25 protein-coding genes are annotated in these 26,590 nt (G+C 65.8%); 12 read left to right on the top strand and 13 right to left on the bottom strand.

All coding sequences use genetic code 11. The features are described from left to right. Window positions 1-8 precede the first annotated feature (8 nt). The 7 genes from pbpG to ACSVDO_RS07230 all read right to left on the bottom strand — a co-directional run bounded on the left by pbpG (window position 9) and on the right by ACSVDO_RS07230 (window position 9,390). On the bottom strand, window positions 9-1,112 hold the full coding sequence (gene pbpG, locus ACSVDO_RS07260; RefSeq protein ID WP_489595605.1) for a D-alanyl-D-alanine endopeptidase: 1,104 nt from the start codon (window positions 1,110-1,112) through the stop codon (window positions 9-11). 117 nt (window positions 1,113-1,229) lie between these two features. Continuing rightward, entirely contained in the window at window positions 1,230-2,768 is a 1,539-nt protein-coding gene (locus ACSVDO_RS07255; protein ID WP_332536019.1) for a 2-isopropylmalate synthase, read from the bottom strand. 82 nt (window positions 2,769-2,850) lie between these two features. Next, complete coding sequence (gene leuA / locus ACSVDO_RS07250; protein WP_332536021.1) at window positions 2,851-4,521, bottom strand: 2-isopropylmalate synthase; 1,671 nt, start codon at window positions 4,519-4,521, stop codon at window positions 2,851-2,853. Between the two features lie 197 nt (window positions 4,522-4,718). Further along, entirely contained in the window at window positions 4,719-5,552 is an 834-nt protein-coding gene (gene pssA / locus ACSVDO_RS07245; protein ID WP_332536022.1) for a CDP-diacylglycerol--serine O-phosphatidyltransferase, read from the bottom strand. A gap of 352 nt (window positions 5,553-5,904) precedes the next feature. Then, window positions 5,905-6,921, bottom strand: coding sequence for a ketol-acid reductoisomerase (gene ilvC / locus ACSVDO_RS07240; RefSeq protein ID WP_159913874.1), 1,017 nt, complete (start codon window positions 6,919-6,921; stop codon window positions 5,905-5,907). A gap of 58 nt (window positions 6,922-6,979) precedes the next feature. Next, a complete protein-coding gene (gene ilvN, locus ACSVDO_RS07235) occupies window positions 6,980-7,471 on the bottom strand; it encodes an acetolactate synthase small subunit (RefSeq protein WP_332536024.1) in 492 nt (163 codons plus the stop codon). A gap of 134 nt (window positions 7,472-7,605) precedes the next feature. Then, complete coding sequence (locus tag ACSVDO_RS07230) at window positions 7,606-9,390, bottom strand: acetolactate synthase 3 catalytic subunit (protein ID WP_332549159.1); 1,785 nt, start codon at window positions 9,388-9,390, stop codon at window positions 7,606-7,608. Window positions 9,391-9,701: 311 nt separating this feature from the next. Here ACSVDO_RS07230 and ACSVDO_RS07225 point away from each other — a divergent pair, with 311 nt between their 5' ends. The 6 genes from ACSVDO_RS07225 to ACSVDO_RS07200 are packed head-to-tail and all read left to right on the top strand — an operon-like array spanning window position 9,702 to window position 13,172. Continuing rightward, window positions 9,702-10,271 carry an RNA polymerase sigma factor gene (locus ACSVDO_RS07225; protein WP_332536028.1) on the top strand — a complete coding sequence of 190 codons (570 nt, stop codon included), beginning with the start codon at window positions 9,702-9,704 and terminating at the stop codon, window positions 10,269-10,271. After that, on the top strand, window positions 10,268-10,717 hold the full coding sequence (locus ACSVDO_RS07220; RefSeq protein WP_332536029.1) for a DUF3619 family protein: 450 nt from the start codon (window positions 10,268-10,270) through the stop codon (window positions 10,715-10,717). Before ACSVDO_RS07225 ends, ACSVDO_RS07220 begins: the two co-directional genes overlap by 4 nt. A 54-nt stretch (window positions 10,718-10,771) precedes the next feature. After that, a complete protein-coding gene (locus ACSVDO_RS07215; protein WP_332536030.1) occupies window positions 10,772-11,605 on the top strand; it encodes a DUF3106 domain-containing protein in 834 nt (277 codons plus the stop codon). Continuing rightward, window positions 11,605-12,159, top strand: a complete 555-nt coding sequence (locus ACSVDO_RS07210; protein WP_489595601.1) for an RDD family protein — start codon at window positions 11,605-11,607, stop codon at window positions 12,157-12,159. Before ACSVDO_RS07215 ends, ACSVDO_RS07210 begins: the two co-directional genes overlap by 1 nt. 21 nt (window positions 12,160-12,180) lie before the next feature. Next, window positions 12,181-12,573 (top strand): diacylglycerol kinase, encoded by a 393-nt coding sequence (locus ACSVDO_RS07205; protein ID WP_332536032.1) that lies wholly within the window; start codon window positions 12,181-12,183, stop codon window positions 12,571-12,573. Next, window positions 12,570-13,172, top strand: a complete 603-nt coding sequence (locus ACSVDO_RS07200; RefSeq protein ID WP_489595599.1) for an LOG family protein — start codon at window positions 12,570-12,572, stop codon at window positions 13,170-13,172. The genes ACSVDO_RS07205 and ACSVDO_RS07200 overlap by 4 nt, the downstream gene beginning before the upstream one ends. A gap of 129 nt (window positions 13,173-13,301) precedes the next feature. Here the strand turns inward: ACSVDO_RS07200 and ACSVDO_RS07195 are convergent, their stop codons facing one another. Continuing rightward, window positions 13,302-13,640, bottom strand: coding sequence for a P-II family nitrogen regulator (locus ACSVDO_RS07195; RefSeq protein ID WP_332536034.1), 339 nt, complete (start codon window positions 13,638-13,640; stop codon window positions 13,302-13,304). A 46-nt stretch (window positions 13,641-13,686) separates the two neighbouring features. Beyond that, window positions 13,687-15,333 (bottom strand): NAD+ synthase, encoded by a 1,647-nt coding sequence (locus ACSVDO_RS07190; RefSeq protein ID WP_489595597.1) that lies wholly within the window; start codon window positions 15,331-15,333, stop codon window positions 13,687-13,689. An 83-nt stretch (window positions 15,334-15,416) separates the two neighbouring features. Between ACSVDO_RS07190 and ACSVDO_RS07185 the strand changes: the two genes are divergently transcribed. After that, window positions 15,417-16,646 (top strand): GNAT family N-acetyltransferase, encoded by a 1,230-nt coding sequence (locus ACSVDO_RS07185; protein ID WP_489595596.1) that lies wholly within the window; start codon window positions 15,417-15,419, stop codon window positions 16,644-16,646. On the opposite strand, the gene ACSVDO_RS07180 is transcribed toward ACSVDO_RS07185, so the two are convergent. From ACSVDO_RS07180 to ppa, 4 genes are all read right to left on the bottom strand, one after another. Then, a complete protein-coding gene (locus ACSVDO_RS07180; RefSeq protein WP_489595595.1) occupies window positions 16,643-18,376 on the bottom strand; it encodes a methyl-accepting chemotaxis protein in 1,734 nt (577 codons plus the stop codon). The genes ACSVDO_RS07185 and ACSVDO_RS07180 overlap by 4 nt on opposite strands. Before the next feature lie 142 nt (window positions 18,377-18,518). Continuing rightward, on the bottom strand, window positions 18,519-19,037 hold the full coding sequence (locus ACSVDO_RS07175; protein WP_332536040.1) for a chemotaxis protein CheW: 519 nt from the start codon (window positions 19,035-19,037) through the stop codon (window positions 18,519-18,521). A 209-nt stretch (window positions 19,038-19,246) separates the two neighbouring features. Beyond that, window positions 19,247-21,085 carry a methyl-accepting chemotaxis protein gene (locus ACSVDO_RS07170; RefSeq protein ID WP_489595593.1) on the bottom strand — a complete coding sequence of 613 codons (1,839 nt, stop codon included), beginning with the start codon at window positions 21,083-21,085 and terminating at the stop codon, window positions 19,247-19,249. A gap of 214 nt (window positions 21,086-21,299) precedes the next feature. Then, a complete protein-coding gene (ppa, locus tag ACSVDO_RS07165) occupies window positions 21,300-21,827 on the bottom strand; it encodes an inorganic diphosphatase (RefSeq protein ID WP_332536043.1) in 528 nt (175 codons plus the stop codon). A 219-nt stretch (window positions 21,828-22,046) separates the two neighbouring features. On the opposite strand from ppa, the gene ACSVDO_RS07160 reads away from it, so the two are divergent. From ACSVDO_RS07160 to moeA, 5 genes are all read left to right on the top strand, one after another. Further along, a complete protein-coding gene (locus ACSVDO_RS07160) occupies window positions 22,047-22,787 on the top strand; it encodes a Crp/Fnr family transcriptional regulator (protein ID WP_489595591.1) in 741 nt (246 codons plus the stop codon). A gap of 88 nt (window positions 22,788-22,875) precedes the next feature. Next, on the top strand, window positions 22,876-23,442 hold the full coding sequence (locus tag ACSVDO_RS07155) for a DUF2889 domain-containing protein (RefSeq protein WP_489595590.1): 567 nt from the start codon (window positions 22,876-22,878) through the stop codon (window positions 23,440-23,442). A gap of 68 nt (window positions 23,443-23,510) precedes the next feature. Further along, window positions 23,511-24,647 carry a GTP 3',8-cyclase MoaA gene (gene moaA / locus ACSVDO_RS07150; RefSeq protein WP_489595588.1) on the top strand — a complete coding sequence of 379 codons (1,137 nt, stop codon included), beginning with the start codon at window positions 23,511-23,513 and terminating at the stop codon, window positions 24,645-24,647. A gap of 55 nt (window positions 24,648-24,702) precedes the next feature. Further along, window positions 24,703-25,272 carry a molybdenum cofactor guanylyltransferase MobA gene (gene mobA, locus ACSVDO_RS07145; protein WP_489596354.1) on the top strand — a complete coding sequence of 190 codons (570 nt, stop codon included), beginning with the start codon at window positions 24,703-24,705 and terminating at the stop codon, window positions 25,270-25,272. Next, window positions 25,269-26,549: a molybdopterin molybdotransferase MoeA gene (gene moeA / locus ACSVDO_RS07140; RefSeq protein ID WP_489595586.1), complete on the top strand. Its 1,281-nt coding sequence runs from the start codon at window positions 25,269-25,271 to the stop codon at window positions 26,547-26,549. Before mobA ends, moeA begins: the two co-directional genes overlap by 4 nt. Window positions 26,550-26,590 lie beyond the last annotated feature (41 nt).

Here is a 26,590-nt window from a genome sequence, read left to right as displayed (position 1 = left end):
GGCGGCCTTCAACCCTTGATTTTATGGCTGGCCAGAACCGCGGACGCACCCGACTGGTTCTCGACCCAGTGGCGCACGCGCTCGGCATCGGCCAGGCGGCTGAACTTGCCCGCGGAATCGAGGAACACCATGATCAGCTTGCGGCCGGCGACTTCGGCCTGCATCACCAGGCATTGGCCGGCCTCGGAGATATAGCCGGTCTTTTGCAGACCGATTTCCCAGGCCGGGCTCTTCACGAGGCGGTTGGTATTGTTGTACTGCAGCGTGCGTGGGCCCTGGGCCACTTCGTAGCTGGGCGAAGTGCTGAGCTCGCGCACCAGTGGATCGCCATGGGCCACGTTGACCAGCACCGCGAGATCGCGCGCGCTCGACTGGTTGCGGCTGGACAGCCCCGTGGGCTCGACATACTTGGTGTCGGCCATGCCCAGCAGCTTGGCCTTGACATTCATCTGCGTGACGAATGCCACGAGACCACCGGGATAGGTACGGCCCAGCGCATGGGCGGCGCGGTTTTCGCTCGACATCAGTGCCAGGTGCAGCATTTCGCCGCGCGTGAGCGTCGCGCCCACGCGCAGGCGCGAACTGCTGCCCTTTTCGGTGTCCACGTCGTCCTGGGTGATGGTCAGGACCTCGTCCATGGGCAGACGCGCCTGCGAGATGATCAGCCCGGTCATGAGCTTGGTCAACGATGCAATGGGCAGCACCGCATGGTCGTTCTTGCTCAGCAGCACTTCATGCGTTTCCTGGTCCACGACCAGGGCCACGCTGGACTTCAGATCGAGCGGGTCGGTGACGTCATGCAGGCCCGCGAGCTGACCGAACGACTGGCGTGCGGGCGCGTAAGCGACCGCTCGCACCGGACTGCGCGCACTGGCGGCAACGGCCCGGCCGGCCTTGCCAGCGGCGGCCTGCTTGCGCGGCGCGGCCTTGACCTTGGCGGTGTTGACGGCCTTGCTGGCGCGCGCGGGCTTGCTCGCGCTGCTGGCCTGCTGCTTCTTCGCCACTTTCTTTTGCGCCGCGGAAGCCCCGGAAAAGGCCAGTGCTCCGCTCAATGCAAAGGCGGCCGAGACCTGAAATAGACGGGCGATCACGGTGCGGTGACGGTGGTGCATCCAAATGCTCCAAGCAGCAAAAAATAGAAAAACAGGGAAGCCGAATCAAAAAAGTCGCACAAAACAACAAGTTGCACGACTTTCATGAGAATGTAAGCGAGATTATAGAGCCGACCTTCAACCTTGCGCCACCACCATTTCGCTGCTGCTGTGCAATTTGTTCAACGCGCTGAGGTAGGCCTTGGCCGATGCGACCACGATATCGGGGTCAGCGCCCACTCCATTGACTACCCTGCCGCTGCGTTGCAGCCGCACCGTGACCTCGCCCTGGCTCTCGGTCGAATCGCTGATCGCGTTGACCGAATACAACACCATGTCGGCACCGCTTTGCACCTGGGACTCGATCGCCTTGAACGACGCATCGACCGGCCCGTTGCCATCCGACTCGGTCTTGAGTTCCACGCCATCGCGGCTGAACACCACACGCGCATGCGGGCGCTCGCCGGTCTCGCTGTGCTGGGCCAGCGAGACGAACACGAACGGATCGTGGTGGCCCAGCGCGCCCTGCTCGCTGACCAGCGCCAGGATGTCCTCATCGAAAATCTCGCTCTTGCGGTCGGCGAGCTCCTTGAAACGCGTGAAAGCCTCGTTGACCGCGGCTTCGCTGTCGAGGTCCACGCCCAGTTCCTGCAGGCGCTGGCGGAATGCATTGCGCCCGCTGAGCTTGCCCAGCACGATCTTGTTGGCCGACCAGCCCACATCCTCGGCGCGCATGATCTCGTAGGTGTCGCGCGCCTTGAGCACGCCGTCCTGGTGAATGCCCGAGGCATGGGCAAACGCATTCGCGCCGACCACGGCCTTGTTGGGCTGCACCACGAAGCCCGTGGTCTGGCTGACCATGCGGCTGGCGGCGAGGATATGTTCGGTGGCGATGTTCACGTCGAGGCCGAAGTAGTCGCGCCGCGTCTTCACGGCCATCACCACTTCCTCGAGCGAGCAGTTGCCCGCGCGTTCGCCCAGGCCGTTGATCGTGCACTCGACCTGGCGCGCGCCGCCTATCTTCACGCCGGCCAGCGAGTTGGCCACGGCCATGCCCAGGTCGTTGTGGCAATGCACCGACCAGATCGCCTGGTCGCTGTTGGGAATGCGCTCGCGCAGGTTGCGTATGAACTCGCCGTAGAGCTCGGGAATCGCATAGCCCACGGTATCGGGCACGTTGATCGTGGTCGCGCCTTCGGCGATCACGGCTTCGATCACCCGGCACAGGAAGTCGGGGTCGCTGCGGTAGCCGTCTTCAGGGCTGAACTCGATGTCGGCAATCAGGTTGCGCGCGAAGCGCACCGACTGGCGCGCCTGCTCGAGCACCTGCTCGGGCGTCATGCGCAGCTTCTTCTCCATGTGCAGCGCGCTGGTCGCGATGAAGGTGTGGATGCGCCCGCGCTGCGCATCCTGCAGCGCTTCGGCCGAACGCGAGATGTCGCGGTCGTTGGCGCGCGCCAGCGAGCAGATGGTCGAGTCCTTGATGGCGCGCGCGATGGCCTGCACCGCCTCAAAGTCGCCCTGGGAGCTCGCGGCGAAGCCGGCCTCGATCACATCCACCTTGAGGCGCTCGAGCTGGCGCGCGATGCGCAGCTTCTCGTCGCGCGTCATGGATGCGCCCGGCGACTGCTCGCCGTCGCGCAAGGTGGTGTCGAAAATGATGAGTTGGTCTGTCATATGCACGCTCCAGAAAGAGACATCCGCCGACTTTACTCCGACAACTTCCGACACCGGCCCGGGGTTACCAGGCCTTGCGGGCTCAGACCGTGGCGGCGGCCACGGCGACCGGAGCGCGCTCCAGGCCCGAAACAATGGCGCTGATCGACGCCGAGACGATGTTTGCGTCCATGCCCACGCCATACACGACATGCGTGTCATCAACGCGCAGCTCCACATAGGCCGCGGCCTGGGCGTTGGCGCCGGCGCTCACCGCATGCTCGGCGTAGTCGAGCACGCGGATGCTGCGGCCCGTGGCTTCGCTGAGCGCGCCGACAAACGCATCGATGGGGCCCGTGCCCTCGCCGCTCAAGGCGCGCACTTCGCCGTTGATCAGGAACTCGCCGCTGATGGCCACCGTGCCGCTTTCGCCGCTCAGGCGGTACTGCGGGCGGCGCGTGGCGTCGAGGCGGTATTCGGTCTGGAACAGGCTCCAGAGATTCTGCGCGGTCAACTCCTTGCCGCTGGCATCCATCTCGCGCTGCACGGCCTGGCTGAATTCAATCTGCAGGCGGCGCGGCAATTGCAGGCCGTATTCGCTTTCAAGCAGATAGGCGATGCCGCCCTTGCCCGACTGGCTGTTGACGCGGATCACGGCTTCGTAGCTGCGGCCCAGGTCCTTGGGGTCTATGGGCAGGTAAGGCATGTCCCAGATGTCGCCTTCCTGGCGCGCGCTGAAGGCCTTCTTGATCGCGTCCTGGTGCGAGCCCGAGAACGAGGTGTAGACCAGGTCGCCGACATAGGGGTGGCGCGGGTGCACGGGCAGCTGGTTGCAGTGCTCGACCGTGGCGCGGATGTCGTCGATCTGCGAGAAGTCCAGGCCGGGATGCACGCCCTGGATGTACATGTTGAGCGCGACGTTGACGATGTCGAGGTTGCCGGTGCGCTCGCCGTTGCCGAACAGGCAGCCTTCGAGGCGGTCGGCGCCGGCCATCAGCGAGAGCTCGGCCGCGGCCGTGCCCGTGCCGCGGTCATTGTGCGGGTGCACCGACAGCACGATCGAATCGCGGCGCTCGAGGTGGCGGTGGGTCCACTCGACCATGTCGGCGAACAGATTGGGCGTCGAATGCTCGACCGTGGTCGGCAGGTTGATGATGCACTTCTTCTCGGGAGTGGGCTGCCACACGGCGGTGACGGCGTCGATCACGCGCTTGGAGAAGGCCAGCTCGGTGTCCGAATACATTTCGGGCGAATACTGGAAGGTCCAGTCGGTCTGCGGATAGTCGGCCGCGATGTCCTTGAACAGCTGGGCATTGCTGCGCGCGAGTTCGACGATCTCGTCCTCGTTCATGTTCAGCACCACACGGCGCATCACAGGCGCGGTGGCGTTATAGAGGTGGACGATGGCGCGCGGCACGCCGGCCAGGGCTTCGAAGGTGCGGCGGATCAGGGGCTCGCGCGCCTGGGTCAGCACCTGCACCGTGACGTCCTCGGGAATGCGGTCTTCCTCGATCAGCTTGCGCATGAAGTCGAATTCGACCTGGGACGCGGAAGGAAAACCGACTTCGATTTCCTTGAAGCCAATTTCCACCAGCTGCTCGAACATGCGCATCTTGCGCGGAATGTCCATGGGCTCGATCAGGGCCTGGTTGCCGTCCCGCAGGTCCACGCTGCACCACACCGGAGGCTGGCTGATCACCGCATCGGGCCAGGTGCGGTCAACGAGGCGGACGGGGGGAAATGCACGGTACTTGCTGGCGGGATTCTGCAACATCTTGGCTCTTTCGGAAAATTGAAAAGGGGGGTGTGCACCAGCGTTCCACAAAACAAAACGGCCCGTCGCTGATGCTACGGGCCGTAAGTAGGGGGAATGCGCGCGCGCTACTAGATCTGCCCGTGGGACATGGTTAGTAGGGCTAGCGACAGGTTTTGCATGAGGATCACTTTAGCACAAATAATTTGGCACTTGCCTTATTTGTGTAAACCGCGTTCTTCGGGCTCATCCTTGGAGGTGCTGATCACGCTGACCTGCTGGCCCTTGGCCTTGCGCCAGGCGTAGACCGCGTAGCCGCTGAAGCCGTAGAGCACGAACACGCCGAACAGCACCGTGGGCGCGTGGATGTTGATCACCGCGATCGCCAGCGCGATCAGCACGATGGCCGCAAACGGCACGCTGCGCTTCATGTGGACATCTTTGAAGCTGTAGAAAGGCACGTTGGTGACCATGGTCAGGCCCGCGTACAGCGTCAGCGCGAACATGGTCCAGGTCAGTTGCGTCCAGGTCAGCAGGCCGTCGGCGCCGCGCATCAGGCCCGAGTCGCTGAGCAGCCAGATGAAACCCGTGACCAGCGCGGCAGCGGCTGGCGAAGGCAGGCCCTGGAAGTAGCGCTTGTCGACCACGGCCGTGTTGACGTTGAAGCGTGCCAGGCGCAGCGCCGCGCAGGAGCAGTAGACAAAGGCCGCGATCCAACCCCAGCGTCCCAGGCCCTTGAGCGCCCACTCATAGGCGATCAGCGCCGGCGCGACGCCAAACGACACCATGTCGGACAAGGAATCCATCTGCTCGCCAAACGCGCTTTGTGTATTGGTCATGCGCGCCACGCGGCCGTCGAGGCTGTCGAGCACCATGGCGCAGAACACGCCGATGGCCGCCAGCTCGAAACGGCCGTTCATGGCCATCACGATCGCATAGAAGCCGCCGAACAGCGCTGCCAGCGTGAACAGATTGGGCAGGATATAGATGCCCTTGCGGCGCTTGCGCACCACCACACCCGGGGTTTCCGTCAAATCGTTGCCGTCATGCATGTAATAAACCTCCACCACCGTGCCCGTTCGAACGGACCGCTGAAATCGCCATATGAGAAGGAGCGCCTTGACGCGCTCCATGTGTGTTGCAGTGTACCCGCGTGGACTGCACCGACATTCATAAATATGGGGCCCCGCATGCGCCGCGGGTGTAGGAGCCGGCCCATCCTTGGCCTGGGCATAAAAAAAGCCACCTTGCGGTGGCTTTGGTAGCAGCGGCTGACAACTGGCTGACCCCAGGTCAGGGGCAGCGAGGAAGGGCCGCCCCGCACCGAGGCTGCCGTCCCTAGCCGGGCGCCCCCCCTCCACCGAAGGTTGAGAGGGGGAAGCGCCGAAGGCGCTCAGGGGGTGCTTAGTTTTTCGTTTGATCGACCAGCTTGTTCTTGGCGATCCAGGGCATCATGGCGCGCAGCTGGCCACCGACCTTTTCGATCTGGTGATCGGCGGTGTTGCGGCGGCGGGCGGTCATGCTGGGGTAGCCGGTGCGGCCTTCCAGGATGAACATCTTCGCGTATTCGCCGTCCTGGATGCGCTTGAGCGCATTGCGCATGGCCTGGCGCGATTCGGCGTTGATCACTTCGGGGCCGGTCACGTACTCGCCGTATTCGGCGTTGTTCGAGATCGAGTAGTTCATGTTGGCGATGCCGCCTTCATAGATCAGGTCGACGATCAGCTTGAGTTCGTGCAGGCACTCGAAGTAGGCCATTTCAGGCGCGTAGCCGGCTTCGACCAGGGTTTCGAAGCCCATCTTGATCAGCTCGACCGCACCGCCGCACAGAACAGCCTGTTCGCCGAACAGATCGGTCTCGGTCTCTTCCTTGAAGTTGGTCTCGATGATGCCGGCCTTGCCGCCACCGTTGGCCATCGCGTACGACAGCGCCAGGTCACGGGCCTTGCCCGACTTGTCCTGGTGCACGGCGATCAGGTGGGGCACGCCGCCGCCTTGCGTGTAGGTGTTGCGCACGGTGTGGCCGGGAGCCTTGGGAGCGACCATCCACACGTCCAGATCGGCGCGCGGCACGACCTGGTTGTAATGCACGTTGAAGCCGTGGGCAAACACCAGCGAAGCGCCTTGCTTGATGTTGGGTTCGACGTTGTTCTTGTACACGGCTGCGATGTCTTCATCGGGCAGCAGGATCATGACCACGTCAGCGGCCTTCACTGCGTCGTTGACTTCCATCACATTGAGACCGGCCTTTTCGACCTTGGGCCACGAAGCGCCACCCTTGCGCAGGCCGACCACGACCTTCACGCCGCTTTCGTTCAAGTTCTGTGCGTGTGCATGGCCTTGGCTGCCGTAACCGATGATTGCAACGGTCTTGCCCTTGATCAGGCTCAGGTCGCAGTCTTTGTCGTAGAAAACTTTCATGTTGGCTCCAGTGGATGGGTTCTTAGGGGGTAAAAAAGGAAAGGCAGGGGGGGGAAATTCAAACGCGCAGGATGCGCTCGCCGCGACCGATGCCGCTCGCGCCGGTGCGCACGGTCTCGAGGATCGCAGCGCGTTCGATGGCCTGCAAAAAGGCGTCGTTCTTGGACTGGTCGCCCGTGAGTTCGATGGTGTAGCTCTTGTCGGTCACATCGATGATGCGGCCGCGGAAGATGTCGACCAGGCGCTTCATTTCTTCGCGCTCCTTGCCCACGGCCCGGACCTTGACCATCATCAGCTCGCGCTCGGCATAGGCGCCTTCGGTCAGGTCCACCACCTTGACCACCTCGATGAGGCGGTTCAGGTGCTTGGTGATCTGCTCGATCACGTCTTCCGAGCCCGTGGTCTGGATGGTCATGCGCGACAGCGACGGATCTTCCGTCGGCGCCACGGTCAGGGACTCGATGTTATAGCCTCGCGCCGAAAACAATCCGACCACGCGCGACAGCGCGCCGGGTTCGTTCTCGAGCAAGACTGCAATGATGTGCTTCATGGGTACAGATTCCTCTTTTCGCCGCCCTCCCCCGCGCACGGTAATGCGCGGACTTGGCGGACAATAGATTCGTCAAAATGGGGGCCATCGGAAGATGGCCGGGAAGTGAGGCGTTGGGGCCGCGGCCCCTGCGCTCAGAGGTCTTCGGTGCCGAGCAGCATTTCGGTGATGCCCTTGCCGGCCTGGACCATGGGGAACACGTTCTCGGTCGGATCGGTGCGGAAGTCGAGGAACACCGTGCGGTCCTTGAGGCGGCGTGCCTCGCGCAGCGCAGGCTCGACGTCTTCGGGGCGCTCGATCAGCAGGCCCACATGGCCGTAGGCCTCGGCGAGCTTGACGAAGTCCGGCAGCGCGTCCATGTAGCTGTGGCTGTAGCGGCCCGAGTACTCGATCTCCTGCCACTGGCGCACCATACCGAGATAACGGTTGTTGAGCGAGCAGATCTTGATCGGCGTGTTGTGCTGCAGGCAGGTGGACAGCTCCTGGATGTTCATCTGCACCGAGCCTTCGCCCGTGATGCAGAACACTTCGGCGTCGGGCTTGGCCAGCTTGATGCCCATGGCATAGGGGATGCCCACGCCCATCGTGCCCAGGCCGCCGGAGTTGATCCAGCGGCGCGGCTCGTCGAAGCGGTAGTACTGCGCGGCCCACATCTGGTGCTGGCCCACGTCGGATGTGATGTAGGTGTCGGTGCCGCGCGTCATGTTGAACAGCGTCTCGACCACGTACTGCGGCTTGATGACATCGGGATTGCTGTTGTCGTAACGCAGGCAGTCGCGCTCGCGCCAGCCCTCGATGGTGTCCCACCAGGCGGCGAGCGCACCGGCATCGGGACGCGCGGGCGTCTCGCGCAGCATGGCGATCAGCTCGCCCAGCACGTCCTTGACGTCGCCGACGATGGGCACGTCGACACGCACGCGCTTGGAAATCGACGAAGGATCGATGTCGATGTGGATGATCTTGCGCTCGACCGACAGGAAGTGCTTGGGGTTGCCGATCACGCGGTCGTCGAAGCGCGCGCCCACGGCCAGCAGCACGTCGCAGTTCTGCATCGCGTTGTTGGCTTCAATGGTGCCGTGCATGCCCAGCATGCCCAGATACTTGCGTTCGCTCGCGGGATAGGCGCCCAGGCCCATCAGCGTGTGCGTGACCGGCATGCCCAGCATGTCGACCAGCGTGCGCAGTTCGTTGCAGGCATTGCCCAGCAGCACGCCGCCGCCCGTATAGATATAGGGGCGCTTGGCGCTCAGCAGCAGCTGCAGCGCCTTGCGGATCTGGCCGCTGTGGCCCTTCTTGACCGGGTTGTACGAGCGCATCTCTATGCTCTGCGGATAACCGGTCCAGGCGGCCTTCTTGAAGGACACGTCCTTGGGGATGTCGACCACGACCGGACCGGGACGGCCCGAGCGCGCGATGTGGAAGGCCTTCTTCATCGTCGCCGCGATATCGCGCACATCCTTGACCAGGAAGTTGTGCTTGACGATGGGGCGCGTGATGCCGACGGTGTCGCATTCCTGGAAGGCGTCGGTGCCGATGGAGGCCGTCGATGTCTGGCCGCTGATCACGACCAGCGGAATGCTGTCGGTATAGGCGGTGGCGATGCCGGTGACGGCATTCGTCAGGCCGGGGCCCGAGGTGACCAGCGCCACGCCGACTTCGCCGGTCGCGCGGGCAAAGCCGTCGGCGGCATGTACGGCCGCCTGTTCGTGGCGCACCAGCACATGCTGAATGGTGTCTTGCTTGTAGAGTGCGTCGTAGATATACAACACAGCGCCACCCGGATAACCCCACAGATGCTGCACGCCTTCGGCCTGGAGCGACTTGACGAGGATTTCGGCACCCATCAATTCAGTGGGACGCGGAGTGGACGACGCTGCTGCAGCGGCAGCGGAGGAGAGCTCTGCCTTGGAAATTTCCATGATCAACCTTTGCGAATTTCTCTAACGAAAAACCTTGGGTGCCCCTGGCCTGAGCCCTTGTGAGGCCGGTTTGGGACTTGAGGCCATGGCCATGGGCGAAATGTGTGGACGCCGGACCGTGACCCGTTTGCTTTTTTGATTTGCGCCCGGATTATCGCACTGCGGCGCAATGCCCTGGCATCCAGGTGCGGCAAAATATTCGATGGATGCGATAATTCGCTTCGACCTGAGCTGACGCCCGCCGTAATCGGCAGGCCGCAGCCGCAATCCCTTTCTGGCCACGGCGCCCTTTTCGCGGCAGGCTGATCTCTTTGGCAACCGAACAAGAACTCTCGCAATTTCTCAAGGATGTGGAAAAACGCGCTTTCAAGCGCGCGCTCTACCATGTCCGCGATGATGAGGCGGCGCTCGACATTGTCCAGGACAGCATGCTCAAGCTGGCCCACCATTACGGGGACAAGCCGCCTGCAGAGTTGCCCATGCTGTTCCAGCGCATCCTGTCCAACTGCACGCTCGACTGGTTCCGGCGGCAGAAAACACGCAATGCGGTGTTCTCGCGCATGAGCGATTTCGAGCCCGAAGGCGACGACGGCATGGACTTTGACCTGCTCGAGACCTATGCTGGCAACGGAAATGAACAGACGGTACAAAGTGCGGAAGAGCACACTCAGCGGGTACAAACGCTACAAAGCATAGAAAAAGAGGTCCAGGAGCTGCCAACACGTCAACGCGAAGCCTTTTTGATGCGTTATTGGGAGGAGATGGACGTCGCAGAGACCGCAGCCGCCATGGGTTGCTCTGAAGGCAGTGTGAAGACACACTGCTTTCGCGCCATTCAGACCCTCAGCAAGGCACTGAAGGCCAAAGGAATCCAGTTATGAACATTGCAGTATCACCCTCGGTAGAGCAGGCCGCCGATCATTTCGCCCGGCGCGTGACCGCGCGCCTGAGCGAAAACAACCAATTGCTGGCCTACGACATCAGCGAACGTCTGCGCGCCGGGCGCGAGCGCGCGCTGTCCGAGCGCCGGCGTGAAGTGCTGGTCCACCAGCGCGTCACGGCCAGCGCCGTGCAGAACCAGGGCGGCGTCGCCTCCCTGGGCGCGCCCGGACGGCACAGCTGGTGGCGCGGTGCGCTCACCGCGGCGCCGCTGGTCGGTCTGGCCATCAGCCTTGCGGTCTTCATCACCTCGCAGACCGATTTCGGCACGCACGAAGTCGCTGAAGTGGACGCCGCGCTGCTCACCGACGACCTGCCGCCTTCGGCCTACACCGATCCAGGCTTCCTGCAATTCATCCAGACACCGCCCGCGGTCTCGACACTCTGATCCTAGCGATTTCCCGGTTGCATGCCCCCTGTCCCGCGCACTGAACACCGTAATTTGAGCAGCGTCGCCCTTGCGTCGGCGCTGCTGTTGGCGTTCACCGCGCTTGCGGCCTGGGTCGTGCCGCAGGTACGGCAGGCGCCCAGCGCGCTGGCCATGGCCACGGTCGCGCAGGCGCCTTCCGCGGATTCGGACGCGCCGCGCAACGGCCTGTCGCAGCGCCGCCTGCTGGCCGCCGGGCCGAACTGGGGTGAGCTCACGAAAGCCCAGCAACGCGTGCTGCAGCCGCTGGAAAAGCGCTGGCCTTTCATGGGCGAAGTGCAAAAGAGCCGCTGGATCGTGCTGGCCGGCACCTTCGACACGCTGCCCGCGCAGGAACAGCTCAAGCTGCGCGACCGCATGGAGTCCTGGGCCAGCCTCAGCGCCCAGCAGCGCAGCCAGGCCAGGCTCAACTACGCGATCACCAACCGCATGGCGCCCAAGGACAAATGGGCGCAGTGGGAAGCCTACCAGGCGCTCAGCGACGAACAAAAGCGCGCGCTTGCGGCCAAGGCCGCCGCGGCCAAGCCCGCGGGCGGCGCGGCGCCGGCGCTGCGCCCCGTGCCGGCGAAGAAGCTCGCACGCGTGCCGGCCGCCACGGCGACCGTGACCACCGCCCCCAACCTGCCCAATCTGCCCAAGATTCCCACGCCCACGGCCCAGGCCACACACCATATCGCGCCGCCCGCGCCGGCGGTCGCCGTCGAAACCCGTCCGGTGACCATGCCCAGCGTGGTCGAGACCGCGCCCGTCAACCTGTCGACCGCAACCGCCCTGCCCCTGCCAGCGCTGGCGCCTCTAGGCGGTGACACGACCGCGGGCACGGGGCTGGGCGATCCGCCACCACCGTAATGCCTTCCTCCGACACGCTTTCCACGGCTGAACCGCACACTCCCGGCCTGCGCCGGCGCATGGCCTGCTGGCTCTATGAAGGACTGCTGCTGTTCGGCGTGGTGTTCATCGCCGGCTATCTGTTCGGCACGCTGAGCCAGACGCGCAATGCGATGGACAACCGCCACGCGCTGCAGGCCTTCCTGTTCGTGGTGTTCGGCATCTATTTCACTTGGTTCTGGTCCAAGGGCCAGACGCTGGCGATGAAGACCTGGCATATCCGCGTGACCGACAAGTCGGGCCGGGCGCTGAGCCAGGGCCGGGCGCTGGCGCGCTATCTGCTCAGCTGGCTGTGGTTTCTGCCGCCGCTGGCGGTGATTGCGCCGTTCCAGCTGCCCGCGGGCGAGACCACGGTGCTGATGCTGGGCTGGATCGCGGTCTGGGCGCTGCTCAGCCGCCTGCACCCGCAGCGCCAGTTCCTGCACGATGCGCTGGCCGGCACGCGCCTGGTGCACGACGCCCAAGGTGAAGCGCGCGCCCGGCTCAAGCGGCGCAAGGCCGACGGACTGGCCTAGGCTAGCGTATCCTCTCGGCCCATGCCTCCAGAGATTCCACCGGTCAACCTGCAGAAAACCCGCCGCGGTCTGCACCGCATATGGCATGCCACCGGCTACTCGCTGCAAGGCCTGCGCGCGGGCTGGGGCGAAAAAGCGTTTCGCACCGAAGCCATTTTGGCGCTGTGCCTGCTGCCGTTTGCTCCCTGGCTGGGCCGCAGCTGGAGCGAAAGCGTATTGCTGGTCGCCAGCGTCGTGCTGGTGCTGATCGTCGAGCTGCTCAACAGCGGCATCGAATCCGCGATAGACCGCATAGGCCCCGAATGGCATGCGCTTTCCAAGCGCGCCAAGGACATGGGCAGCGCCGCGGTGCTGCTGGCCGTACTGCTGTGCGCGGGCACCTGGCTGTCCGCCCTTTACTTGAAATTCCTATGACGAACTCCACCAAACCTGCTTTTTCCCTTTGCGTCTACCTGGGCTCGCGCCCCGGCGTCAACCCGCTGTTCACCGAAGCCGCGATCGCAGTCGGCACGTGGATAGGCGCGCATGGCGGCCAGCTTGTCTATGGCGGCGGACGCTCGGGCCTGATGGGCACCGTGGCCGAAGCCACGCGCCTGGCCGGCGGCCGCGTGGTCGGCATCATTCCCCAGGCGCTGGTCGACAAGGAACAGGCCAACCATGCCTGCGATGAGCTGCACATCGTGCAGACCATGCACGAGCGCAAGGCGATGATGGCCGAACGCTCGGATGCATTTCTGGCGCTGCCCGGCGGCATAGGTACCTTCGAGGAACTGTTCGAAGTCTGGACCTGGCGCCAGCTCGGCTACCACGACAAGCCCATAGGCCTGCTCAACACCGATGGCTATTACGACAACCTGCTGACGTTCCTGGCCACCAGCGTGCAAAGCGGCCTGATGGGCGAATGGCAGATGGGGCTGATAGAGCACCATGCCGACGCGGCCGTGCTGCTGCCGTCGCTGATCGAGGCCGCGGGCACGGCCGACGAAACCAAGGCGCTGCGCGAAGTTATCTGAGGCGCGGCGATTGGGCAGCGCTGCGACCGTTCGCCCTGAGCCTGCCTCGCCGGCCGCGCCGAAGGCTGGCCGCACCCGAGCCAAGATGGAGGACCGACGACGCAGGTCGCCAAATCCTGCGCTCGAAGATCAGATGGCGGAAGCGTCCAGATCGCCGGTACGGATGCGCACCACGCGCTCCACTGGCGTGACGAAGATCTTGCCGTCGCCGATCTTGCCGGTGCGCGCCACGTTGACGATGGCGTCGACGCAGCGGTCCACATCTTCGGTCTTGACCACGACTTCGATCTTCACCTTGGGCAGGAAGTCGACCACGTATTCCGCGCCACGGTACAGCTCGGTATGGCCCTTCTGGCGGCCAAAGCCCTTGACTTCGGTGACCGTGAGGCCGGTGACGCCGCAATCGGCCAGCGCTTCGCGCACCTCTTCGAGTTTGAACGGCTTGATGACAGCGGTGATCATTTTCATGGGAACTCCTGGATGTGGGAATGCGTTGGCGCCATGCATTGCTGCATCACGCCCGGAATTTATTGGTGATCGGATAGCGCCAATCCTTGCCGAAGCTGCGGCGCGTGAGGCGCACGCCTATCGGCGCCTGACGGCGTTTGTGCTCGTTGATCTGGATCAGGCGCGTCACGCGCTCGACATCGGCCGCGGCAAAGCCCGCGGCCACGATATCCTGCACCGATTCGTCATTTTCCATGTATCGCTCGACAATGGCGTCGAGCACTTCATAAGGCGGCAAGCTGTCTTGGTCTTTCTGGTCCGGACGCAGCTCGGCGCTGGGCGGGCGCGTGATGATGCGTTCGGGAATCGGATTGCTGCCGGTGGCGAACGGATCGTGCGCATTGCGCCAGTTGGCCAGCGCGAACACCTGGGTCTTGACCAGATCCTTGATCACCGCGAAGCCCCCGGCCATGTCGCCGTAGAGCGTGCAGTAGCCCGTGGACATCTCGCTCTTGTTGCCCGTGGTCACGACCAGCGCGCCGAACTTGTTCGACAGCGCCATCAACAGCGTGCCGCGGATGCGCGCCTGCAGGTTCTCTTCGGTCGTGTCTTCGGCGCGGCCGGCGAAATCGGCGGCCAGCGCGGCCTTGAAGGCCTCGAACTGCGGCACGATGGAAATTTCCTCGTAGGCCGCGCCCACGCGCTCGGCCATGTCGCGCGCATCGATCCAGCTGATGTCCGCCGTATAAGGCGAAGGCATCATCACCGTGCGCACCTTGTCGGCGCCCAGCGCGTCGACGGCAATCGCCAGCACCAGCGCCGAGTCTATGCCGCCCGACAGGCCCAGCAGCACGCCGGGAAAACGGTTCTTGCCCACATAGTCGCGCAGGCCCAGCACCAGCGCGCGCCACAGCTGCTCGTGCGCGCTGGCCAGCGGCTGCACCTCGCCCTGCAGCGCCAGCGCGCCGCCCTGGGCCGTCACCTGCACGCTCATCAGGCTTTCCTCGAAGCCCGGCGCGCGCGCGACCACCGCGCCGTCGGCGCCGAGCGCGAAAGAATGACCGTCGAACACCAGCTCGTCCTGGCCGCCGACCAGATGGGCATAGACCACGGGCAGGCCGGTTTCCTGCACGCGCTCACGCAGCATGGCTTCGCGCACCGAGGGTTTGTCGCCATGGAAAGGCGAAGCATTGATGACGGCGAGCAGCTGCGCGCCGGCCTGGGCGGCGCGCTGCGCCGGGCCGGGCAGCCAGGCGTCCTCGCAGACCAGCAGGCCGATGCGCACGCCGTCGACCTCGAACACGCAGGGCGCGTCGCCGGGCGTGAAATAGCGCTGCTCGTCGAACACGCCGTAATTGGGCAGGGCCTGCTTGGCATAGCTGGCTTCGACAACCCCGTGGCGCAGCACGCTGGCCGCGTTGTGGCACAGTCGCTCGCCGGCCACGCGCCGCGGATGGCCCAGCACAATCGCCAGGCCCGTGAGGTCGGCGGTTTCCCGTGCTACGGTATGCAGCGCCTGCTCGCAGGCATCGAGAAACGCGGGCCGCAGCAGCAGGTCTTCGGCCGCGTAGCCGCACAGCGCGAGTTCGGGCGTGAGCAGCACGCGCGCGCCGGCCGCATGGGCCGCGCGTGCGGCGTCGATGATTTTTTGCGCATTGCCAGGCAGGTCGCCCACAACAAAATTGCGCTGAGCAGTGCAGATGGAGAACGTCATGGATAGAAATCAGGCCGACAAGGCCCATCGCAAAAGCGCTTCTCCCGGAGCAGGAAATTCGGCACGCGGCGCCGGGAGCAGGCATGGCTGAAAGCGCAATTATCACCCGCGTGTTCACCGCGGTGCAGGAGATCCCCGCGCAGGCCTGGAATGAGCTGCTCGCGCGCCAGCCCGTGCCCACGCCTTTCATGCGCCACGAGTACCTGGCAGCGCTCGAATCCAGCGGCAGCGCAACGCTGGAAACCGGCTGGCAGCCCTGCTTCATCACGCTGTGGGCAGGCGAAGAACTGGTCGCGGCATGCCCGCTCTATGCCAAGAACCATTCTTCGGGTGAATACGTGTTTGACTGGGCCTGGGCGCGCGCCTATGCCGAGCATGGCCTCGAGTACTACCCCAAGGCGGTGATTGCCGTGCCGTTCACGCCCGTGCCCGGCTCGCGCCTGCTGGCGCGCGACGCGGCGCTGCGCGCGCTGCTGGCGCAGACCGTGCGCCGCTGGGTCCAGGCCCAGGACGGCTGGTCGTCGGTGCACGCACTGTTCACCGAGGAGGCCGATCTCGCGGCCTGCCGCGCCGACGGCTGGATGCAGCGCGGCGGCGTGCAGTTCCACTGGAACAACCAAGCGGTCGATGCCGCCGGCCCGCGCGCGCTGCGCGATTTCGACGATTTTCTCGCGCAACTGCAGCAGGAAAAGCGCAAGAAGATCCGCCAGGAACGCCGCAAGGTGGCCGCGGCCGGCGTCACGTTTCGTGCGCTGCATGGCGCACAGATAGAGACCGCGGACTGGGATTTCTTCTACAGCTGCTACGCGCGCACCTATTACGAGCATGGCAACGCACCTTATCTTTCGCGCGACTTCTTCGCACGCCTGGGCGCGCAGATGGCTTCGCACTGGCTGCTGTTCATCGCCGAGCGCGCGGGCGCGCCCATCGCCGCAAGCCTGATCGCGCTCAACGCCGCTGCGGCCGAAGATGCGGGCGCGTCAGGCGGCGTCGCCTATGGGCGCTATTGGGGCGCGCTCGAGCGCGTCGATTGCCTGCACTTCGAAGCCTGCTATTACCAGCCTATCGAATGGTGCATTGCGCACGGCGTGGCGCACTTCGAGGGCGGCGCGCAAGGCGAGCACAAGATGGCGCGCGCGCTGCTGCCCACGCCCACGGCCAGCGCCCACTGGATCGCCCACCCGGCGTTTGCCGATGCCGTGGACCGGTTTCTCGCGCGCGAAGGCGCGGGCGTGCAGGACTATCTCGAGGAGCTGCACGCGCACAGTCCGCTGCGCGCAGCCAGCCCGCCGGCCGCGCAGCCGCAGCCTTAGAAGCTTTCCCAGTCGTCGGTACCGGAGCCGGCCTGCGCAGGCCGGCCGCGCGAGCTGACGCTCAGCGGCACCGCGGGCGCGGCGGCGTTCGGCACGGCAGGCGCCGCCTTCACTGCCACAGGCTTGCGCGGCGCGGCTGGCGGCGGGGCGCTGCGTACTGCGGGCTGCACCCGGGCAACGCTGGCATGGCCGTCATCGAGACGGAACACCGCGACAGCCTGGACCAGTTCCTGGGCCTGGCGCTGCAGGCTGTCGGCCGCGGCCGCGCTTTGCTCGACCAGCGCCGCGTTCTGCTGCGTTGTCTGGTCCATCTGCGTGATCGCTTCGCCGACCTGGGCCACACCCGTGCTCTGCTCGCTGCTGGCTGCGCTGATCTCGCCCATGATGTCGGTCACGCGGCGTATCGCGCCCACCACTTCGGTCATGGTCTCGCCCGCGAGATCCGCCTGCTGCGTGCCCTGCGCCACGCGCTCGACGCTGGCCGTGATCAGCGCCTTGATTTCCTTGGCCGCCTCGGCGCTGCGCTGCGCCAGACTGCGCACTTCACTGGCCACGACCGCAAAGCCCCGGCCCTGCTCGCCCGCGCGCGCCGCTTCGACGGCGGCGTTGAGCGCAAGAATATTGGTCTGGAACGCAATGCCGTCGATCACGCCGATGATGTCGGCGATCTGGCGGCTGCTGTCGTTGATGCCCTTCATCGTGCCCACCACCTGGGCCACGACGTCGCCGCCCTGCACCGCCACGGTCGAGGCGTTGAGCGCCAGCTGATTGGCCTGGCGCGCGTTGTCGGCGTTCTGGCGCACGGTCGAGCCCAGTTGCTCCATCGACGCCGCGGTCTGCTCGAGTGCGCTGGCCTGCTCTTCGGTGCGGCCCGACAGGTCGTTGTTGCCCGAAGCGATCTGGGCGCTCGCCGTGGCCACGGCTTCGGAGCCCTGGCGCACGTTGGCCACGATGTTGCGCAGGTTGTCCTGCATTCCGGCAAGGCGGCGCAGCATCTGCGCGGTTTCGTCCTTGCCGCTGGCGTCGATCTGCGAAGTCAGATCGCCATTGCGGATGGCACCGGCGACATCGGCAGCCCGCTGAATCGGGCGGGTGATCGAACGCGTGGTCAGCGCGCCCAGCAGCAGGCCAGCGAGCAGCGCCAGCGCTGCGCCGGCGGCCAGCACCATCTGGCTGGTGGTGGCCGAAGCCTGGGCATCTGCCTGTACGGCCAGCAGGCTCTTGGCGGCGCTGTCGGCGACCTGGAAAACGGAATTCAGGTAGCTGTCGGCGAGCGGCTTGAGCCGGGTCTCGAGCTCCTGGGAGACATCGTCGCCCTGTGCCAGACGCTTTTGCAGACTGGCGCGCAGTTCCGAATACGCCTTGCGCTTTTGTGCCACATCCGCCATCAGTGCCCGGCTCTGCTCGTCCTGCACCATGGCTTCGATCTGCTTTTGCGCCGCGCTGACGCTATCGCTGGCGGCCGCCATGTCCTTGCGCAAAGTCGCGAGAAAAACCGGATCGCTGCTGCGCATGACGGCCGAAGTACGCACCCAGTTGGCTTCGATCCACGACGCCCAGCGCTGGGTGAGCAGACTGCGCTGCGTGTGCACCGTGGCAATTGCCTGATTGGCCTCCTTGAGCGACTCGAGGCGCCAGACGCCCATGCCGGCGATCCCGGCGGTAATCAACAACAGGATGGAAAACGCCAGGGTCAGGCGGGTGCCGATTTTCAAGTGTGCGTAGCGCATGAGTCTTGCCTCTGATGAATCGCCCCGGTGGCCCGGGATCAATGTAATGAATTGTCTCGCGCACTCTAGCTGAGACGAAAATGCCCCGGAGCATCACTACGCCATTGCCCGAGCGGCGCACAGGCCGCTCCTGCGTGTCGGGTCAGCCCACAGCGGCCTTGAGCAGGCCCATGTCGGCCGAACTCAACAGGGCTTCGATGTCCATCACGATCAGCATGCGCTCGCCGACGGTGGCGATGCCCTTGATGAAGGCTTCGTCGACCTGCGACTGGAACTGGGGCGTGGGGCGGATCGCGTCCAGCGCCAGATTGACCACATCGGCGACCGAATCCACGACCACGCCGAGCACGGTGTCGGCCACATTGAGAATGATCACCACGGTGAACGCCGTGTACTCGACGGTGGGGCAGCCAAGCTTCATGCGCAGGTCGACGATGGGCACGATCACGCCGCGCAGATCGACCACGCCCTTGATGAAGTCGGGCGCGTGCGCAATGCGCGTGGGCGTCTCATAGGAGCGGATTTCCTGCACGCGCAGGATGTCGATGCCGTACTCTTCCTGGCCCAACTGAAAAGTCAGGAACTCGGCCTTGGCCACCTGGGCCGTCTGGGAAGCGGAGCGCGAACGCAGGCCGCCGGAAGAAGAAAGATTCGAAAGCATGAAGGCTCCCTTGGGTTGAGATCGCCGCGTTGGCGGACGCATCTGGATCGCGGATGCACGGCGGGCCACAGGCGTCAAGCCTTGTCTCCCGCGCCGATTCCAGGTCTGTGTGAATGGGGATCCGGCGGCATGGGCAGCGCCCGCGCACGACCGGATTACATATTGTCACTAAAAAGCGAGGGCAGGCCCCAAAAAAAGGACTTGTCGCGTCAGAACGTTTCCCAATCGCTGTCGGCGGTCTGGCGCGCCACGGCAGTTGGAGCGGCCGGCGCCAATGCCGCTGGCGCGGGTGCTGCGGCAGCCGGTGCTGCGGCAGCCGGTGCTGCGGCAGCCGGTGCTGCGGCAGCCGGCGCTGCGGCCACCTGCGGCACCTTGGCCGGAGCGCGCGGCGCCGCAGGCAGCTCGGTGGCGCGCGCAGTGGGGTGCTGGACTGTGGGCTGCGCACTGGCGCTCGCGGCGCGCTGGTGCGCGTCCTGCGCGAGTCTGAACACCGCCACGGCCTGGACCAGGTCCTGCGCCTGGCGCTGCAGACTGTCGGCTGCAGCCGCGCTTTCCTCGACCAGCGCCGCGTTCTGCTGCGTTGTCTGGTCCATCTGCGTGATCGCTTCGCCGACCTGGGCCACGCCCGTGCTCTGCTCGCTGCTGGCCGCGCTGATCTCGCCCATGATGTCGGTCACGCGGCGTATCGCCCCGACCACTTCGGTCATGGTCTCGCCCGCCAAATCTGCCTGCTGCGTGCCCTGCGCCACGCGCTCGACGCTGGCCGAGATCAGCGACTTGATCTCCTTGGCGGCTTCGGCGCTGCGCTGCGCGAGGCTGCGCACTTCGCTGGCCACCACGGCAAAGCCCCGGCCCTGCTCGCCCGCACGCGCGGCTTCCACGGCCGCGTTCAGCGCGAGGATGTTGGTCTGGAACGCAATGCCGTCGATCACGCCGATGATGTCGGCGATCTTGCGGCTGCTTTCGTTGATGCCCTTCATCGTGCCGACCACCTGGGCGACCACGTCACCGCCCTGTGCCGCGACCGCCGACGCATTCAGCGCCAGCTGGTTGGCCTGGCGCGCGTTGTCGGCGTTCTGGCGCACCGTCGAGCCCAGCTGCTCCATTGACGCCGCGGTCTGCTCGAGCGCGCTGGCCTGCTCTTCGGTGCGGCCCGACAGGTCGCTGTTGCCCGAGGCGATCTGCGCGCTCGCCGTGGCCACGCCCTCGGCGTTGTTGCGCACGCTGTTGACGGTCTGCACCAGGCTGATCTGCATGCGCTGCAAGGCCGTGAGCAGATCGCCCATTTCGTCCTTGTTGCCCGGCGCAATCGACTGCGACAGATCGCCCAGGGCGATGTGGTTCGCCGCATCGACCGCCTGCCGCGCAGGCCGCGTCACGGAGCGCGTCACCAGTGCGCCGAACAATGCCGCGATGACGGCGCTCAGGGCCACTCCGGCCACCACCCAGAGGCGTGCGCTGTCATAGGCCGCGGCCGCCGCCTGCTGGGCCTGCCGGGCGCGCTGCTGGCTGATCGCATTGAGCCGGCCCACGGTTTCCGTGAGCGCCACGAACGCAGTTTCCGACGCGCCGCGGTAGACATTGCCGACCGCGTCGCCCAGCAGCGAATCCTGCTCGAGCAGCGTGTAATCCTTTTCCTTGGCCGCCTGGAACAGCGCTTCGCGGCTGCCGACATAGCTTTTGCGTTCGGTCTGGTACTGGGCCATCAGCGTGCCTTCTTCGGCATTGTGGTCCAGCGCTTCATAGGCGCGTTCCAGCGTCTGCAGCTGCTCCATGATGGCCGGTGCCTGCGTTGCCAGCGCGGCAGCTTCCTCGGCGCTCTTGGCCGACATCAGGCCGGCGTCCAGGCGCCGCAGACGGTTCCACTGCACGCGGATATCACCGGTATCCGACACGCTTGGCAGTGCCTGCCCGCCGAGAAAGCTCGCGGCCGCATTGATTTTCTGCAACTGCCACAGCGCCAGGCCGCCGACCGCCACGGTCAACAGCACCACCAGAAAAAATCCCAGCCCCAGCTTCAATCCCAGGCGCATATCAGCCAACTTCATTGTGTTTGTCTTTCCAATGCTTGCCATTCCCTCATCCGCCCGCGCGCACCTCCCCGGCACCTGCAGGCGGATGCCCCACAACAAAACAGCGTGCTGTCATTGCTGACAACACGCTGCGAATTCAACGCCCATCGCCCGGTAGGCACGCCCGGCTCGCCGTTCTGCAACGGCGTCGCTGAAAGCGCGTGCGGCAGGCCATGGCTTGCGCTGCGGCTCAGGCCTTGTAGTTGGCGATGCCGTCGACGATTTCCTTCTTGGCGGCGTCCACGCCTTGCCAGCCTTGCACCTTGACCCACTTGCCCTTTTCGAGGTCCTTGTAGTGTTCGAAGAAGTGCGAAATCTGCGCCAGCGTGATTTCAGGCACGTCGGCAATCGATTCGATCTTGGCGTATTGCGGCAGGATCTTGGCGGTGGGCACGGCCAGCACCTTGCCGTCGACGCCGGCTTCGTCTTCCATCATCAGAATGCCCAGCACGCGGCAGGGCACGACCACGCCCGGGGGCAGCGGGAACGGCGTCATCACCAGCACGTCGACCGGATCGCCATCGCCCGACAGGGTTTGCGGAACATAGCCGTAGTTGGTGGGGTAGTGCATGGCCGTGGTCATGAAACGGTCGACGAAGATCGCGCCCGATTCCTTGTCGACTTCGTACTTCACGGGATGGGCGTTGGCCGAGATTTCGATGACCACGTTGAACGTGTCGGGCGCATTCTTGCCAGGGGAGACTTTGTCGAAGGACATGATGATGTTGAGTTGAGTGAAACAAGAGGTCCGCAGCGGGATTGGCCATGATTTTAGGCGCAGCCTCGGGTCGCCCCGGCATGCACCGGGAAAATCAACCCGGCAACCAGGCGACAGCGCTCGCATGCACTGTTTTTGACCTCAGGGTTTCCATGCGTTATTAAAATCCGCAGGCATGCGTCAATAGGGTGTTGTCCATTCACCGCCCGGTATGTCGTGATGCTGACGCAAGCGCCTTCACCTCTCTATTCGCCGCTGCTGCCCGAACACCTGATCATCCTGCGTTCGGGCCGCTGGTTCCATGAACTGCCCAAGGCCCTGGCCCAGCAGCTCACGGGATTGGCCCGCGTGCAGCAGCTCGCCGCCGGCGAAGCCGTGTTCGTGCGCGGCGATCCACCCGGCGGGCTCTACGCGGTGCTGCGCGGCACGCTGTCCATCTCCAGCGCCGGCAGCGGCGCCCACGCGCGCAGCACGCTGCTGACGCTGCTCGAGTCGCCGGCCTGGTTTGGCGAACTGTCGCTGTTCGACCAGTCGCCGCGCATCCATGATGTCTACGCCACCGAACCGAGCTGCGTGCTGCAGGTGCCGCTGGCGCCGCTGCTGCAATGGCTGGAGCAGCATCCCGAACATTGGCGCTCGCTGGCGCTGCTGGTCACGCTCAAGCTGCGCCAGGCGCTGATCACGCTGGAGGACCAGTCGGTGCTCGCCGCGCCGCAGCGGCTGGCGCGCCGGCTGGTGACCATGGCCGAAGACTACGGCCTGCGCCTGGACACCACGCAGTCGCGGCGCATGCTCAATCTGTCGCAGGAACAGCTCGCGCGCATGCTCGCGCTGTCGCGCCAGACCACCAACCAGATACTGCAGGAGCTGCAGCAGCGCGGCATGATCCGCCTGTACCGCGGCAAGCTGGAGATCCTGGACCTGGCGAAGCTGCGCGAGTACAGCGTGGCTGCGGCTTGAGCCGCAGGTGCTTGCCTGGGCGGCGTTTGTTCGCTACGGTCGGGGCATGCGGCAGCTCAACGACAGCGCCGGTCCCGAAGAATCCACGATGCCCCTGACAGAAATTCCCCACCGCACCCCCCAGCACCTGCGCGATGTGCGCTATCGCAGCTTCGAGCGCCCCGACGGCCTCTGGGACATAGAAGGCGAGCTGCACGACAGCAAGGCCGTGGACCGCGTGCTCAATAGCGGCCAGTTGCTGCGCGCGGGCACCGCCATCCACCACATGTGGATACGCGCCACCATCAACGACGCGCTGCAGGTCCAGGCCATCGAGGTGGCCATGGACTCCCACCCGCTGGGCAACTGCCCCGAAGCCGCGGCCGCGCTGCAAAAGATGGTGGGCTGCCATATGGGTCGCGGCTGGCGCAAGTCCATCCAGGAACATCTGGGCGGCGTCAGCAGCTGCACCCATTTGCGCGAACTGCTGTTCAACATGGCGACGGCGGCGTTCCAGTCTATGCCCAACGTGTTCGCCGACGGCGACCCCGGCCAGCCGCCACGCCACCTGGGCCAATGCCTGGGCTGGGACTTCGACGGCCCGGGCGTGGCCGCGCACTACCCGCAGTTCGTGCACTGGCGCCCCCAGCCCGTGGCCGGCAAGTCCGGCGCCTAGCCCCGGTGCCCACTCAAGCATCCCGCCCGCCTGGGCCGAACGCCGCCGATTGCGGCAAAATACCTCCCATGGCTGTACGAGTGATTCCTCTGGTAGATCAGCGCACAGCAGCCTTGACGGCGGCTGTGCCGCAACTGCCCACCTCCCCTTCCGGTCATTTGCTTGACCAGTTGGGCAGGCCGCTGCGTGATCTGCGCATCAGCGTCACCGATCGCTGCAACTTCCGCTGCCAGTACTGCATGCCCAAGGAGGTGTTTGACAAGAACTACACCTACCTGCCGCACAGCGCCTTGCTGAGCTTCGAGGAAATCACGCGCCTGGCGCGCGTCTTCCTGACCCACGGTGTGCAGAAAATCCGCCTCACCGGCGGCGAGCCGCTGCTGCGCAAGAACCTCGAGGCCCTGGTGGAGCAGCTCGCGGCGCTGCGCACCGCCGCAGGCCTTGCGCCCGACGTGACGCTGACCACCAATGCCTCGCTGCTCGCCCGCAAGGCACGCGCGCTCAAGGATGCGGGCCTGAACCGGCTCACCGTGAGCCTGGACGCGCTCGACGACGCGGTGTTCCGCCGCATGAACGATGTCGACTTTGCCGTGACCGACGTGCTCAAGGGCATAGAAACCGCCCAGGCCGTGGGCTTCGGGCGCATCAAGGTCAACATGGTGGTGCAGCGCGGCACCAACGACGACCAGATTCTGCCGATGGCGCGCTTTTTCCGCGGCACGGGCGTGACGCTGCGCTTCATCGAATACATGGACGTGGGCGCGACCAACGGCTGGTGCATGGATGAAGTCCTGCCTTCGGCCCGGGTGCGCGAACGCCTGCAGTCCGAATTCCCGCTGGTCGCGCTCGCGCCGGGCAGCACGGGCGAGACCGCGGCGCGCTGGGGCTATGCGAACGCTCAGGGCGAATACGATCCCGCTCTGGGCGAAGTCGGCTTCATCAGCAGCGTCACCGAAGCCTTCTGCGGCGACTGCAACCGCGCCCGGCTGTCGACCGAAGGCAAGCTGTACCTGTGCCTGTTCGCCTCTCAGGGCTGGGATCTGCGCAGCCTGCTGCGCGCCGGCGCCAGCGATGCAGAGCTGGCCGGCGCGATCGCGCCGCTGTGGCAGCAGCGCAGCGACCAATATTCGCAATTGCGCAGCAGTCTGCCGCCCAGCAGCGCCAGCCCCGGCCGGCGCATAGAGATGAGCTACATCGGTGGCTGAAGCCCCCCCCCACGACATCACCGGCCTGGTGCTGGCCGGAGGCCGCGGCACGCGCATGGGCGGCATAGACAAGGGACTGCAGCCGTTTCGCGGCCTGCCCCTGGCCCAGCATGCGCTGCAGCGGCTCGCGCCACAGGTCGGCAGCTGCCTGATCAACGCCAACCGCCATCTTGACCACTACGCCGGCTTCGGCGTGCCGGTCTGGCCAGACAGCCTCAGCGACTACGCGGGGCCGCTGGCCGGCTTTCTCAGCGGCCTGGCGCATTGCAGCACGCACTGGCTGCTGACCGTGCCCTGCGACACGCCGCTGTTCCCGCACGATCTCGCGCAGCGCCTGGCCCAGGCTGCGGTCGCGCACGATGCCGACATCGTGTTTGCCGCGGGCCGGGAAACCGACGCCCAGGGCCGCACGCGCTGGCGCGAGCAACCCGTGTTCTGCCTCATGCGCACCACGCTGCAAGCCAGCCTGGCGCACTACACGACCCAGGGCGGACGCAAGATCGACACCTGGGCGCGCGCGCACCGCTGCATCAGCGTGGCGTTCGATCGCCCCGAAGACGACGCGCGCGCTTTCGCCAACGCCAACACCCTGGAAGAACTGCACGCACTGGAAAACGCCCGATGACCTCCCTGCCGGAAATTGCCGCCCGCCTGCAAGGCTATGACCCCGACGACCTGGACGTCGCCACGGCCCAGCGCTTTCTGAGCGCCTTGGTGAGCGCGCCCGAAGAAACCGAAACCCTGGCGCTGAGCCAGGCCCTGGACCGGGTGCTGGCGCATGACCTGATCTCGCCGATCAACGTGCCCGCGCACGACAACTCCGCAATGGACGGCTATGCGTTCGCCGGCGGCGCGCTGCAGCCCGGCCAGGCCCTGAAGCTGCGCATCGCGGGCCGCGCGCATGCGGGCGCCACCTGGGAGCGTGCGCTTGCGCCCGGCGAATGCCTGCGCATCATGACCGGCGCGGTCATGCCGCCGGGCCTGGACACCGTGGTGCCGCAGGAGCTCGTGACGCTGGCCGACGACGGCCATGTCGAGATCGCGCCCGATCTGCTGCAGCCCGGCGCCAACCGCCGCCATTGCGGCGAAGACCTGCGCCAAGGCGCGGTGGCGCTGGCGCGCGGCGAACACCTCACGCCGGCGGCCCTCGGCCTGCTCGCCAGCCTGGGGCTGGCGCAGGTTCAGGTCTTTCGCCGGCTGCGCGTCGCGTATTTCTCCACCGGCGACGAGATTCTGAGCCCCGGCGAGGCACCGCGCGCCGCCGCGGTCTACGACAGCAACCGCTACACCATCTGCGCGCTGCTGCGCCGGCTGGGTGTCGAAGTCATCGAAGGCCCGCCCGTGGGCGACGATCCGGCGCTGCTCGAAGCCGCATTGCGGCGCGCGGCCGACGAAGCAGATGCGGTGATCACCAGCGGCGGCGTGAGCACGGGCGACGCCGACCATCTGCGGCCACTGCTGCAGCGCCTGGGCGAAGTGATCTTCTGGCGCATCGCGATGCGTCCCGGCCGGCCGCTGGCCGTGGGGCGGCTGGGCAGCGGACACCGGCCCGCCATACTGTTCGGCCTGCCGGGCAACCCAGTCGCGGCCATGGTGGCCTTCATTGCGCTGGTGCAGCCCGCGCTGCAGCAGATGATGGGCAGGCGCGCACAGCCCCAGCCGCTGCTGCAGGCCGTCAGCGGCGAAACCCTGCGCAAGCGCCCGGGCCGCACCGAGTACCAGCGCGGCATCGTCAGCACCGGCACCGACGGCCGGCTGCAGGTGCGCACCACGGGCAACCAGGGCTCGGGCGTGCTCAGCTCGATGGTGCAGGCGAACGGCCTGATCGTGCTGCACCATGACCAGGCGACGGTGCAGGCCGGCCAGGCCGTCGACGTGCTGATGTTCGACGGCGCGATATGACCTTACAAATCACCCCCGAGCCGGCATAATCGGCGCTCAGG

The sequence above is a fragment of the Comamonas sp. DB36 genome, from assembly GCF_057914905.1.
Note: the sequence above shows the minus strand (reverse complement) of the source record. Positions and strands in the feature narration are given on the sequence as shown.